Source organism: Demequina lutea (assembly GCF_013409005.1).
GTDB lineage: Bacteria > Actinomycetota > Actinomycetes > Actinomycetales > Demequinaceae > Demequina > Demequina lutea.
Map to the genome: position 1 here is coordinate 910,339 of NZ_JACBZO010000001.1, position 12,413 is coordinate 922,751.

The following is a 12,413-nucleotide window of genomic DNA, read 5'->3' on the forward strand; positions in this document are numbered from 1 at the left end:
CAAGCTTCATGAGCACGCCCTTTGTGAGGGCCGTGCTTGTCACCGACGGTCGCACGGACTACATTCCGACCGCGCTAGCCGCGATCGCCGCGTCCGACTACCCGCCATCCCAGTTCCATCTGGTCCTGGTCGACGGCGCGGGTCCCTCCGATCTTTTCGGTCTCGACGTGGACGTTTTCACCTCGTCCGCGAGCACATACGCTGCGGCAATCGACGAGGTGCTTGAGGCGCAATCCGCGCGTGACGGCGAGCTCTTGTGGCTACTTCACGACGATGTCGCCCCCGCTCCGGACGCCCTAGGCCGCCTCGTGGCGACCATGGGTAAACGCCCGCGGGCAGCAATTGTTGGCGCGGCTCACGTCCGGTGGCGCGACACTTCCCGGTTGGTCAACCTCGGCACCACCGTCTCGCGAATCGGTGCACGACGCATACCGCTCGTGGTCGAGGACGACATCAATCAAGGCCAACACGATTGGCGCGAAGATGTCATGGCCGTATCCCTCGCCGCAGCGCTCATCAGGCGCGAGGCGTTCGAGCGGCTCGGAGGCATCGATAGCGGCTACGACGGATTCGGTGACAGCCTCGAGTTCTGCAGGCGGGCGTGGGCGAGCGGCCTCGATGTGGTTGTCGACCCGTCGGCCCTCGTCCGACACGCTCAAGCCTCGTTGTACGGCGCGCGATCAGCAGGAAGGGGGCGCGCATCGACCCACGCCCGCAGGCGAGTCAGCGATTGGCACCATGCGTTCGCCTGGGCTCCCTGGTGGCTCGTGCCCGTGCTCGTGATCTTGGTTCCCCTTTCCGCGGTCGTCAGGGTCCCTGTCCGGATCGCACAGAACGTGCCTCGCGTCGCTCTCGCGGAACTGGCGGTTCCCGCACTCCTGGTTCGCAGGCTTCCCGCGATCGCGCGTACCGTGGCGGCCCATCGGCGCGCGGGGGCGAGGGGAGCGATCGAGCCCAGACTCTTTGCGAGCCCCAAGCTGGTCATGGACGCGGTGCGTCAGCGCGAACTCGGTGTATTCGAGCGATCACGGGCAGCGAACGTCCCGAGCGACTTGTTGCGGGCCGAACTCGACAGCTCCCGTGCCACACACCGACTGAGCCTTCTCTTCGTGGCCATCGTGGCCACGGGGGCGGCGGTGGCTCTTGGCATCGGCTGGATCCGCGCGCTTGCCGGGGGGCAGATGATCACCGGGCCAGGAATCGGAAGCACGGCGCTCAGCTCAGGAGCGGTGTGGTCGCGCGCTTGGACTGGATGGTCCGATACAGGGTTTGGCTCTCCCGGAATTGACGGGGCGTTCGCCGGGCTCATGGCGCCGCTTGCGGCGCTTCCTGGGGGCCTCAGGGTTTCGCTCGGCGTGTTCCTGATCGCCGCGCCGCTCATCGCGGCGCTCGCGGCGTGGAGGGCCGCGGGGCACGCCACGCGCGGATCGTGGATGCGCGGGTCCGCAGCCCTGGTCTTTGCGCTGTGGCCGCCGTTCCTGGCGGCCATCTTCGACGGCAGGGTCGGACCCGTGATCGCGCACATTGCGCTCGCCATCGCAGCGGACGCATTTGCGCGAGCGACGGGTTGGCGCCGCGGTGAACTGGTGAGGGATCGCGAGGTGCTCGATTCTGCTCCCGCGTCTGCGTCGGCGGGGCTCGCAACCGCGCTCGCTCTCACGGTGGCGACGGTGGCCCAGCCGGTGTTGCTGATTCCGGTGATTGTGGTCATTGTGGTGCTCGGCGCGGCGGCGAGCAGTTCGCGGCGTCGTCTCGGGGGGATGATTAGCGTTCCGGTTGTCGTCGGCCTCCCTGGCCTCGTCGCTGCGGCCCGCTACGTATCTCATCCGACCGACGCCTTGTCGATCCTCGCTCGCGAGCCTGGGCCGGGCGCCTCCTGGCAAGGAGACGCGTGGCGAGTCGCCATGGGATTGTCCGATACGGGCCGATGGGCTCCCCTGATACATGGCGCCGGCGTGATCGGCCGGGTGGGCGCATGCGTGTTGATCGTCGCGGCACTCGCCGCGTTGCTTTCCCGGTCGGCGTGGCGTTCGGCAGCCGTTGGATTAGCACTCGTCGGGATTGGCTTCGGCGTCTCGTGGTGGTCGGCCTCGTCGACGGTCGCTTGGTCTGACAACGCGGGCGCTGGCGCCATTAGCGGGTGGCCGGGGGCGGGATCCTCACTCGTCGTGCTCGGAGCCCTCGTGGCGGCGTTGAGCACCGACGGTGCATTGCGGGGCCTCATCGGGAGGCGCTTCGCGGTGGGCAGGGTTGTGGGCGCTTCCCTGGCAACTCTCGCCGTGGGCGCTTCGCTTGCGACAGTCGTGTTCATGGCGTGGCCCGGAGCGGTGCGCGGATCGGCAACGGTAGCGGCCTCGACGGTGCTTCCCCTGGCGGTGCCGCTCGACCAAGAGGGTCCGTACCGCCAACGCGTGCTTGTTCTTGATCAGCGAGACGACGGCACGATCGCGTACACGGTGCTGAGTCACGACGGTTCGAGCGAAGCGATCGGAAGGACGGACCTGGGGCCGACGGGCGAACCGCTCGGAACGTCGGGCGAGGCCTCTGCGGCTGTCTCGTCGATCGCGGAAACCGTCGCGGATGCGAGCCGTTCGGGGGAAGCCAAACTCGACGCGCTGACCGCGTGGGGCATCGGCGCCATCGTCGTCACGCCGGGAGGAGACCGCATCCGAAGCGCTCTGGATCAGAATGGGTCGTTGACCTTGGCCGGTGACTCCGAGCGCGGAACCGCGTATCGCATCGAAGGTGGCACGGCATCGCGGGCGTGGGTCGAGACGAACGGCTCCAAGGTCGCGTTGCGCTCAACGGCGACCGAGGGCTCATTGAGCCAAGATTTCGCTACAGGCGGGACCCTCGTGATCGCGGTGCCGGCGGGCAAGGGTTGGCAGGCGTGGGCAGAGGGCTCGGCGCTGAAGCCCGTGAACGACGCTCTCGGCCGCGCCGCGTTTGCGGTTCCTGCGGGGGCATCGAACGTGTCCTACGCGTACAGAGACCCCGCACAGCGGTGGTGGTGGTGGGCGAGTGCCGTGGCAGTCGCTTGGGCGCTCCTCGGCGCGGTGCCCTTGCGCAGGTCTTCGGAGGTGGCGGCATGATCGCCAGGATCGTGACGCGAATAGTTGTCGTTCTCGTCGCAGCGGCAGGGGCGTTCGCCGCCTATATGGCGTCTCCAGCGAGCCTTGCCACGCCATCGAGTTCCACGTTCTCCATTGCCCCGCCCGCGCCTGTTGTCGCGTGCCCCGGACCGCAACGCGTGCCCGTAGGCAACGTCGGCGCGGGAGGAGACCTTGCCTCCCAACCGACGCAGCGCACCTACAACGTCTACGCGCCAGCGCCCACGTCTCCGCAAGGTGATGGCGAGGTTGCTGTGGCACCGGTTGCCGCCCAAGTGGAGCGCATCGGCGACGGCGACATTGAGGGCTGGTCGGCGATGTCATGTGGACAGGCGCAACTGGATCAGTGGCTCGTCGGGGGATCGACCTCCCTTGGTTCGAGCGCGCGACTGGTACTCGCTAACCCCAGCGCCGCCCCCACCGAGGCCACCGTGACGGTGTACGGGCCGCTCGGCCAGGTGCAGAACGCGTTTGTCGTCGCGGTGGCGCCCGGGGGGCAGGTCAACAAGCTTCTCGAGGCGGTTGTCGCCGAATTGCCCGCGATGGTGGTCCGAGTGCAGGCGACAGGACCTGGTGTCGTAGCGGATCTTCAAGACTCGCGACTGGAAGGCTTCCAACCGGCTGGAACCGAATGGGTCACGCCAAGTGACCTGGCGAAGACGCTCGTGATCCCCGCGGTGGGTGCTCAGAATCCGAGCGCCACGGTGACCTTGAGACTCATGGCTCCGAAGGGCGCATCGGTGGAACTGTCGTTGGTTTCTGACCAGGGAGTCCAGCCGTGGTCCGTGGGTCACGCGCTGGCGCTAGAGCCGGGGGTCGTCACCGACATCGACCTGCCGCAGGGGCTCGCGGGCGCGATCGAGGTCCGAGCGGACAGCGCGGTGCTGGCCTCCGCGCGCACAGTGGTGCCGCGCACGCCGCGCGAGGCAATCCAAGGGGACGTCGCATACGACCACATGTGGGTGGCCGGCGAGGCCGTGAGCCAGGGCACTCTCACGGGTGTCCTGCCGCTTGAAGGCGCACGGATCGCCGTCTACTCACCCACGGACGCACACGTGGTCGTGAAGGATTCCGGAGGTGCGACGGTCGCGGAGGCCGACCTTACGGCGCGCACGGTCCAATGGCTCGATGTGCCCGCACCTGCCGGAACCGTGTTGAGCACGACGGGTGAGTTCGCGTGGGCGTTCGTCATGGAGTCCGATGCCGGGTACCTCACCTCTTCCGAACCGGTAGACGTGGGCCAGAAGAGCCTCACCGCGACCGTCGTGGCCGCGCACCTGCCTGCGGGCGGCTAGGGGCGCACTCGACCGGCTCGCGAGTTCTCGCACGGACTGTCGCGATTCATGAGATCGCGGTGCGGCTACTCGGCGGCCCCATAGTCGGGGTCGATCTCGTCGGGACGGATCGATAAGAGGTGACCCACTTGCTCCGCCAAGATGTCACGCACCAGCCCGGGGAGTTCTTCTTCGCCCGCGCGCTGGACTACCGGCCGGCGGTACAGCACGACGCGGGTGGGCGCCCCGTACTCGCCCGGAAGTACCCTCCCGAGGGGCACCCCTTGCTCCCATGGCGCGGGATCGGAGGGAGGCACGTCCTCCACGCCAAATTCGAGTGAACCCCACTGCGAACTCCAGCGGGTCGCGAGCCGCTCGGAGGCGTCGGCCACGATCTCGTCGAAGCGCTCCGACCGGGTGCGGTGCCCGGGGAGCGCTACGGCCAAGAGGGGCCTTCGCATTCCCCTGCCGTGTGCATCTCTCCTCATGACTCGACCCTAACTCGCGTCGCGGCGTGGTTCACGTAGCGCGCACTGGATCGCGGGTACCGTCGCGTGTGTGATCCCGAGTAGGCAGTGCACCAAGACCGCGTGTTCGCGCGCCGCGGTGGCGACTCTCACGTACGTCTACGCAGACTCGACCGTTGTCGTGGGTCAGTTGTCCTTCGAGGCGGAGCCGCACAGCTACGACCTGTGCGCCCACCATGCGGAGCGGTTCACGGCTCCGCGCGGCTGGGACGTCGTTCACATTCAGCAGGAGTTCGAAGACAACGGCCCGTCGCCGGATGACTTGGACGCGCTCGCGAGGGCCGTTCGCGAGGCTGGCCGGCCCGTGGCCCAAGCGCCGATCGCGGAGCCTCGGCCCTCTCTCGCATCGGAACCCCGCCGAGGCCACCTTCGCGTCGTCTCCTCGGAGGCCTGAGGTCTCAGTTGGCCTGGGCGCCCGAAGGCGGCCAGGCTTCGGTACTCTTGGGGCGTGAACTTCCCAGATCTGAGCGGCCTTATCAAGTCCTACGACGTACGCGGAGTGGTCGGTGAGGACCTCACGCACGACGTGGCCAAGGCGATCGGCGCCGCCTTTGCGGACGCGATCGTGTTGCCCGACTCCGAGCGCACCGTAGTGATCGGCCATGACATGCGTGACAGTTCGCCTGGACTCGCCACGGCCATCGCCGCCGGCCTCTCCGCGCGCGGAGTGGACGTCATCCACGTGGGCCTGTGCTCGACGGACGGACTGTACTTCGCCTCTGGAATGCTCAATCTGCCAGGGGTGATGATTACCGCGAGCCACAACCCCGCCGAATACAACGGCATGAAGATGTGCCGCTCGCGCGCCCGCGCAGTGGGCGAGAACTCGGGGCTTGGTGACGTGCGTGCGCTCGCGTCCCGCTACCTTGTCGAGCCCTTCGAGACGGCCGAAACGGCAGGCACGGTGACCGAGCGCGACATGCTCGTGGAGTACGCGGAGTTCCTGAGGTCGCTCGTCCCGCTGGGTCACGGGCGTCCGTTGAAGGTCGTCGTCGACGCGGCGAACGCGATGGGGGGCTACACCGTCCCCGCCGTTCTGGGTACCGCCGCAGGGCTTCCGGAGCTTCCCCTTGAGATCATCCCGCTGTATTTCGAGCTGGACGGGACCTTCCCGAATCACGAGGCGAACCCGCTCGACGAAGAGAACCTGCGTGACCTGCAGGCCGCCGTCCTTGAACACGGCGCCGACATCGGCCTCGCCTTCGACGGAGACGCCGACAGGTGCTTCGCGGTGGACGAAAAGGGCCACATCGTGCGCGCCTCGGCGATCACCTGCCTGGTGGGGCTACGGGAGACGGCCAGGGAGGCCGCCGTCGGGCGCACCGCCACGATCATTCACAACCTGATTTCCTCGCGGGCGGTTCCCGAACAGCTCTCGGCCGCCGGTGCGAACCCTGTCCGTTCCAAGGTGGGCCACTCGAATATCAAGGCCCAGATGGCGGAGCTCAACGCGATCTTCGGCGGCGAACATTCGGCACATTTCTACTTCCGTGACTTCTACTTTGCGGACTCGGGAATGCTTGCGGCCATGCACGTGCTCGCCGCACTTGGCGAGAGCGACCGCCCGCTATCGGAGCTGCTCGAGGCCCACGACCCGTACGCGGCGTCCGGCGAGATCAACTCGCGCGTCGCGTCGGTGCCCGAGGCGCTCGCGAGGGTCCGCGAGGGTTTTGCGGGCGACGGCGTGGTCATCGGCGATTTCGACGGGCTCACGTTCACGCACTGGTCCGACGAGGGAGATCGCTGGTGGTTCAACGTGCGCGCCTCCAACACGGAACCGCTGCTCAGGCTCAACGTCGAGGCGGCGGAGCAGTCGGTCATGGAACGGATTCGCGACGGGGTGCTCGCGGCGATCAGGTCGAGTTAAGTGTCTACCGAGGGCGGAAGAAAGGCGATCGTCGCGGCGCTCAGCGCCAACCTGGGCATCGGCCTTACCAAATTCGTGGCTTTTGGACTGACGGGCGCGTCATCGATGCTTGCCGAGGCCATCCACTCGGTGGCCGACTCGGGCAACCAGTTGCTCTTGCTCTTGGGCGGCAAGCAGGCCAAGAAGGAAGAAGACACGCAGCACCCCTTCGGTTACTCGCGCGCCAGGTACTACTACGCGTTCCTCGTGGCGGTGGTCCTCTTCTCGCTGGGTGGCCTGTTCGCACTGTATGAGGCCTGGCACAAGTTTCAGCACCCGGAGCCGATCGAGTCGTGGCCGTGGGTCCCCGTCGTTGTCCTCGTGATCGCGGTCGGGCTCGAGGGATATTCGTTGCGAACGGGGGTCGTCGAGTCCAACAAGACGCGCGGCAAGGCTTCGTGGCCCGCCTTCGTGCGCAAGTCTCGCTCTCCAGAACTGCCCGTGATCCTCTTGGAGGACGTGGGCGCCATCCTGGGCCTCGTATTTGCGCTGTTCGGGGTCACCATGACCCTCATCACCCACAATGGCCTCTGGGATGCGGCAGGCACCGCGCTGATCGGCGCACTGTTGTGCACCATTGCGGTGGTTCTTGGCCGCGAGACCAAGTCGATGCTCATGGGGGAGTCGGCCACTCCCGAGGACGTGGCCGCGATTCGGGCCGCCCTGGCAGAGTCAGAGCTCGGCGACGTCATTCACCTGCGCACGATGCACTTGGGGCCCGACGACGTGTTGGTTGCGGCCAAGGTCGGCGTGCCCGCCGATTTCACCGCGCAACAGGTCGCCGACCTCGTCGACGGCGCCGAGGCTCGCATCCGAACGGCGGTCCCTGCCGCGCGCCTTATCTACCTAGAACCAGACGTGCGCCGGTAACCCCCGCGCATTTGACCCAAGGAGTTCCACATGACCGAGCACGTCGTCGCCAACCTCGCCCTCGCTGAGGCGGGTCGCACCCAAATTCGCCTCGCGGAGGTGGAGATGCCGGGCCTCATGGCCTTGCGCGCAGAGTTTGGCGAGGCGCAGCCGCTGGGGAACGCCCGCATCGCAGGATCGCTCCACATGACAGTGCAGACGGCCGTCCTGATCGAGACCCTCACCGCGCTCGGCGCCGAGGTCAGATGGGCGTCGTGCAACATCTTCTCGACCCAGGACGAGGCCGCGGCTGCGATCGTCGTCGGCCCTGGCACGTACTCCGCCCCCGCCGGAGTGCCGGTCTTCGCCACGAAGGGCGAGACCATCGCCGACTACTGGGATTACACGGACAGGATCCTCACGTGGGAGGGCTTCGACGGCCCCACGATGATCCTCGATGATGGCGGCGACGCGACGCTTCTCGTTCACGAGGGGGTCAAGGCGGAGAAGGCCGGCTCGGTGCCCGCCCCGCTTGACGAGGAGGACCCGGCCTACAACCTCGAGGTGGAGGGAATGCGTGCGGTGCTACGCCGCTCCCTGGCGTCCGACCCCACTCGCTTCACGCGCATGGCCGCTGGCATCGTCGGCACGAGCGAGGAAACCACGACGGGCGTGCACCGTCTGGACCAGATGCACGCACGCGGCGAGCTGCTCTTTGCGGCAATCAACGTGAACGACTCGGTCACCAAGTCCAAGTTCGACAACAAGTACGGCATCCGCCACTCGCTTCCAGACGGCCTCAACAGGGCCACCGACGTGCTCATGGGCGGCAAGATCGCGTTCGTGTGCGGGTACGGTGACGTCGGCAAGGGAGCGGCCGAGGCGTTGCGCGGCCAGGGTGCCCGCGTCGTGATCTCCGAGGTCGACCCGATCTGCGCCCTGCAGGCGGCGATGGACGGCTTTGAGGTCACGCGCGTCGAGGACTACGTGTCCCGCGCCGACTTCTTCATCACCACGACGGGCAACAAGGACATCATCCGCATCGAACACATGGTGGCGATGAAGGACAAGGCGATCGTGGCCAACGTCGGGCATTTCGACAACGAGATCGACATGGCGGGGCTGTCTCGCTCGGGAGCCAAGCACCAGCCCGTGAAGCCCCAGGTCGACGAGTGGACGTTCCCCGACGGCCACTCGATCATCGTGCTGAGCGAGGGCAGGCTGATGAACCTCGGAAACGCGACGGGGCACCCGAGCTTTGTCATGTCGACGTCCTTCGCCAACCAGGTGCTCGCGCAGATCGAGTTGTGGGTCAACCTCGACGCCTATCCGTTGGGCGTGCATCGCCTGCCCAAGCAGCTCGATGAGAAGGTGGCGCGCCTGCACCTCGACGCGTTAGGAGTGCGCCTCACCGAGTTGTCGAATAGCCAGGCGGACTACCTCGGCATCCCCGTCGCGGGTCCGTTCAAGGCGGACCATTACAGGTACTGACGGCCGACGGTACTGACCGCCTCAGGCAGTCGTTGCGTCGTGCGCTAGTTTGCGACGTCGGGCACGCCATGCGGCAGTTGGTGCACGGCGAGGGCTTGTGCGGAGTCGGCCTGTAGTTGCCGCATCTCGAGTGCGTATTCTCGATCGCGGCGCACGGCCAGCACCGCCGTCAAGAACGTCTCGGGGTGGGTGCCCTCCGGCGGGAGGGGCGACACGTGCGGTGCGATCCTGGCCGACAGGCTCTCGCCCATGTGCCTCCGGGACGAGGGATGCAGGGCCAAGGCACGAGTGAGGAACTGCCTGGCCTCCAGCGCAAGCCCGTCGGGAAGCCGGCGGATGTCCACCACGCGCGCCCATCCGCTCAGGGAAAATGGCACCGTCAGGGGCAGATGCTGGGCACTCGCCGCGCGCGTTTGCAGCGCATAGGTGCCAGCGAGCATGTCCCCGACGCGCTTGCCGCGTGAATTGGAGGCGGAGGCGATCAGCGCGATGGACCCGGCGGTCAGCCACAGTTCGATCACGCCCACGAGGGCGCGCACCACGACCTGACGCACGGCGATCGGCCCACCGTCGTCTCGAACGATGCGCAGGCCGAGCGCATAGCGGCCCACGCTCTTGCCTCGGGTAAGCGTCTCGAACACCACCGGAATGCCGACGAAGACGGCAAGGGCTTCCGTGAAGTAGAGCGTGGTGACGGCAGCGAAGTCCAGGGTGTGCGGCACGACGATGGCCATCACGATGGTGGCGACGAAGTAGACGGCACCCAGGACGAGGGCGTCGAGGAGCGCCGACGCGGCCCTTGAGCCGAGGGATGCCGCCGCGGTGTCGAGGGCGACGCCCTCACCGATAATCGTTTCGTCACCAGTGGCCACCTATGCACCCTAGCGCCTGTGGCAAGGTAGGGGCATGGATCTGGACGCGTTCTCTGCGGTGCGCGAGCCGCGGTGGCAAAGGCTCAAGAAGCTCGGCTCGACGAGGCGCCTGACCGGTGCCGAGGCCGACGAATTCACGCGCCTGTATCAGCACACCGCTACCGATCTCGCCGTCGTGCGTTCGAGCGCGCCCGACCCCGCGACCGTGTCGAGGCTTTCCGTGTTGCTCGCGGGCTCACGGGCATCGCTCGCCGGAGCGAGGGAGCCGGTGTGGCGCGAGTTCGCGCGCTTCCTCGCGTGGCGATTCCCCGCAGCTCTGTATCGGTTGCGGTGGTGGACGGTCGCCACCATGGTCGCGTTCTTCGCGGTGGCGATCGCGGTGGGCTTCCACACGGCGGGCCACCCTGAGGTCCTCGCGCAGTTGGGCTCCGAGGCGGATCGCCAGCAGTATGCGCAGACGGCGTTCGCGTCGTACTACTCCGAGAACCCATCGTTGTCCTTCTTCGGCAAGGTGTGGACGAACAATGCGTGGGTGGCGGCGATGACCATCGCGGGATCCTTCACCGGTGTCGTGCCGCTCTATGTCCAATATCAGAATGCGGTGGGCATCGGCGACGCGGCCGCGATCATGCACGAGTTCGGCTACCTCGGTATCTTTTTCCAACTGATCGCACCCCACGGACTCCTCGAACTGACCGCGGTGTGGGTGGCAGGGGCCGCCGCATTCAAACTGTTTTGGACCATATTGGCGCCCGGACCGCGGCCACGCCTGCGGGCGATGGCGGAGGAGGGCCGCGCGATGTTCGGTGTGGCTCTTGGTCTTGTGCTGGTCCTGCTCGTTTCCGGGGCCATTGAGGGTTTCGTGACCGGCTCCGCGTTGCCGTGGCCCGTGAAGATATCCATCGGCGTGACCGCGTTGGCGGGATTCTGGGTATACGTCCTGGTCGTAGGACGCAGGGCATGGCGCGCGGGCTTCACCGGCGATGTGGACGAGGGCTCACGCGAGGCCATCGCTGCCACGAGCGGCTAGCGGGGGACTGTACCTAGCAGGGGACTGTACCTAGCAGGCGACCGTACCTAAAAAGGGACTAGAGCCGGCCCGCGGCCTTGAGTTCGAGGTACCGGTCCGCGAGTCGCGGTGCGATCTCTTCGGGCCCGCCTGACACCACGTCGATTCCGCTCTTCCGCAGTCGCTCCGAGACGCCCTTGCGCTCAAGGTCAAAGCGAGTCGCTGCGGCCGCTCCGTAGACGTCGAGAACATCCTTCCGAAGCGACATCATGGCCAGCACGTCCGGATCATCAACGGATGCCACGACCACCTGGTGTTTCCTCGCCAGGGGCCTGAGGGCGCGCAACATGCCCGACTCGATCGCGGCCGGGTCGATGCTGGTGAGCACCGCCACAAGCGCGCGTTGGCCGAGGGCCTGATCGACGATCGACGCCGCGGCGGTCCAGTCTGCCTCGACGAGTCGGGGCTCCAACGGCGCCAACTGGTTAGCGAGCGCGGCCATCATCGCTGGGCCCGATAGCCCTCGCACACGGGTGCGCGCGGTGCGGTCGAACGCGATCACTTCGACCCGGTCGCCGGCCTTGGAGGCCAGAGCAGCGAGCAGCAGCGTCGCCTCAATGGAGGTGTCGATGCGAGGCTGGTCTCCGACACGTGCGGCAGCGTGGCGGGAGGTGTCGACCAGGATGAGGACGCGCCGATCCCGTTCCGGACGCCACGTTCTGACGACAACGTCGGACCGTCTGGCGCTTGCCCTCCAGTCGATCGATCGAACGTCGTCGCCAATCACGTATTCGCGCAACGAGTCGAATTCGGAACCGGCACCCCGTACCCGCACCGCACTGCGCCCGTCGAGTTCGCGTAGCCGTGCGAGCCGCGATGGCAGGTGGCGTCGCGAGGCAAACTCGGGAAGGACTCGCAGGGTGGCTGGAACGGGAATCGACAGCTGGCGACCGGCGAGGTGCAGGGGTCCGTTGACGCGCACCACGACGGGGCCCGCGTGGATGTCGCCCCTGCGCGATGGTGCGAGCCTGGTCCGCATGCGGCGCATCTCCCCTGGCGGCAGGTCGAGTTCGTGGCGCTCCCCGGTCGACTCGGCCGATGGTTGCCACGCGTCCCGCACCAGGCCGCGCACATGCCTTCGCGTGGGGTTGACGACAAAGATGGTGCTGGTGGTCTCCTCGAGACGCCGGACGGAGCCCTCAAGGGTGCGTCGGGCGGCGAGCTTCCGCGGTGACGGCGTCAGCGCGACGTCGACAGTTGCGGCAACGAGCACGAGCACGAGCCAAGCCCAGACCGTTTCGGGGCGCGCCGTGACGATGGCGAGCGGCACGGCACACGCCAGCAGAGCGACCGATGGCCAGGAGATGAACATCGG

10 protein-coding genes are annotated in these 12,413 nt (G+C 67.3%); 7 read left to right on the plus strand and 3 right to left on the minus strand.

Going from position 1 to position 12,413, the window contains the following annotated elements:
• Nucleotides 1-8 precede the first annotated feature (8 nt).
• Complete coding sequence (locus BKA03_RS04470) at nucleotides 9-3,092, plus strand: glycosyltransferase family 2 protein (RefSeq protein ID WP_062074461.1); 3,084 nt, start codon at nucleotides 9-11, stop codon at nucleotides 3,090-3,092.
• Nucleotides 3,089-4,405: a DUF5719 family protein gene (locus BKA03_RS04475; RefSeq protein ID WP_152649491.1), complete on the plus strand. Its 1,317-nt coding sequence runs from the start codon at nucleotides 3,089-3,091 to the stop codon at nucleotides 4,403-4,405. The genes BKA03_RS04470 and BKA03_RS04475 overlap by 4 nt, the downstream gene beginning before the upstream one ends.
• 65 nt (nucleotides 4,406-4,470) lie before the next feature.
• Here BKA03_RS04475 and BKA03_RS04480 read toward each other — a convergent pair whose 3' ends face one another.
• Nucleotides 4,471-4,872: a metallopeptidase family protein gene (locus tag BKA03_RS04480; protein WP_062074459.1), complete on the minus strand. Its 402-nt coding sequence runs from the start codon at nucleotides 4,870-4,872 to the stop codon at nucleotides 4,471-4,473.
• 70 nt (nucleotides 4,873-4,942) lie between these two features.
• Here BKA03_RS04480 and BKA03_RS04485 point away from each other — a divergent pair, with 70 nt between their 5' ends.
• Genes BKA03_RS04485 through ahcY form a run of 4 tightly spaced genes read left to right on the plus strand, consistent with a single transcriptional unit; the run spans nucleotide 4,943 to nucleotide 9,157 of the window.
• Nucleotides 4,943-5,305, plus strand: a complete 363-nt coding sequence (locus BKA03_RS04485) for a DUF3499 domain-containing protein (protein ID WP_062074458.1) — start codon at nucleotides 4,943-4,945, stop codon at nucleotides 5,303-5,305.
• 54 nt (nucleotides 5,306-5,359) lie between these two features.
• Nucleotides 5,360-6,778 (plus strand): phosphomannomutase/phosphoglucomutase, encoded by a 1,419-nt coding sequence (locus BKA03_RS04490; protein WP_062074457.1) that lies wholly within the window; start codon nucleotides 5,360-5,362, stop codon nucleotides 6,776-6,778.
• Nucleotides 6,779-7,687: a cation diffusion facilitator family transporter gene (locus tag BKA03_RS04495; protein WP_062074456.1), complete on the plus strand. Its 909-nt coding sequence runs from the start codon at nucleotides 6,779-6,781 to the stop codon at nucleotides 7,685-7,687. It abuts the gene before it with no gap.
• 30 nt (nucleotides 7,688-7,717) lie between these two features.
• On the plus strand, nucleotides 7,718-9,157 hold the full coding sequence (ahcY, locus tag BKA03_RS04500) for an adenosylhomocysteinase (protein WP_062074455.1): 1,440 nt from the start codon (nucleotides 7,718-7,720) through the stop codon (nucleotides 9,155-9,157).
• A gap of 44 nt (nucleotides 9,158-9,201) precedes the next feature.
• Here ahcY and BKA03_RS04505 read toward each other — a convergent pair whose 3' ends face one another.
• Nucleotides 9,202-10,029: an RDD family protein gene (locus BKA03_RS04505; protein WP_062074454.1), complete on the minus strand. Its 828-nt coding sequence runs from the start codon at nucleotides 10,027-10,029 to the stop codon at nucleotides 9,202-9,204.
• 34 nt (nucleotides 10,030-10,063) lie between these two features.
• Between BKA03_RS04505 and BKA03_RS04510 the strand changes: the two genes are divergently transcribed.
• Entirely contained in the window at nucleotides 10,064-11,059 is a 996-nt protein-coding gene (locus BKA03_RS04510) for a stage II sporulation protein M (RefSeq protein ID WP_062074453.1), read from the plus strand.
• 58 nt (nucleotides 11,060-11,117) lie between these two features.
• Here the strand turns inward: BKA03_RS04510 and BKA03_RS04515 are convergent, their stop codons facing one another.
• Nucleotides 11,118-12,410, minus strand: coding sequence for a DUF58 domain-containing protein (locus BKA03_RS04515; RefSeq protein ID WP_062074452.1), 1,293 nt, complete (start codon nucleotides 12,408-12,410; stop codon nucleotides 11,118-11,120).
• Nucleotides 12,411-12,413: the final 3 nt, after the last annotated feature.

Excerpts from the sequence above, each read along its gene's own strand:
- BKA03_RS04470 (WP_062074461.1), top strand. The coding sequence starts at position 9 with ATGAGCACGCCCTTTGTGAGGGCCGTGCTTGTCACCGACGGTCGCACG.
- BKA03_RS04475 (WP_152649491.1), top strand. The coding sequence starts at position 3,089 with ATGATCGCCAGGATCGTGACGCGAATAGTTGTCGTTCTCGTCGCAGCG.
- BKA03_RS04480 (WP_062074459.1), bottom strand. The coding sequence starts at position 4,872 with ATGAGGAGAGATGCACACGGCAGGGGAATGCGAAGGCCCCTCTTGGCC.
- ahcY (WP_062074455.1), top strand. The coding sequence starts at position 7,718 with ATGACCGAGCACGTCGTCGCCAACCTCGCCCTCGCTGAGGCGGGTCGC.
- BKA03_RS04510 (WP_062074453.1), top strand. The coding sequence starts at position 10,064 with ATGGATCTGGACGCGTTCTCTGCGGTGCGCGAGCCGCGGTGGCAAAGG.
- BKA03_RS04515 (WP_062074452.1), bottom strand. The coding sequence starts at position 12,410 with ATGTTCATCTCCTGGCCATCGGTCGCTCTGCTGGCGTGTGCCGTGCCG.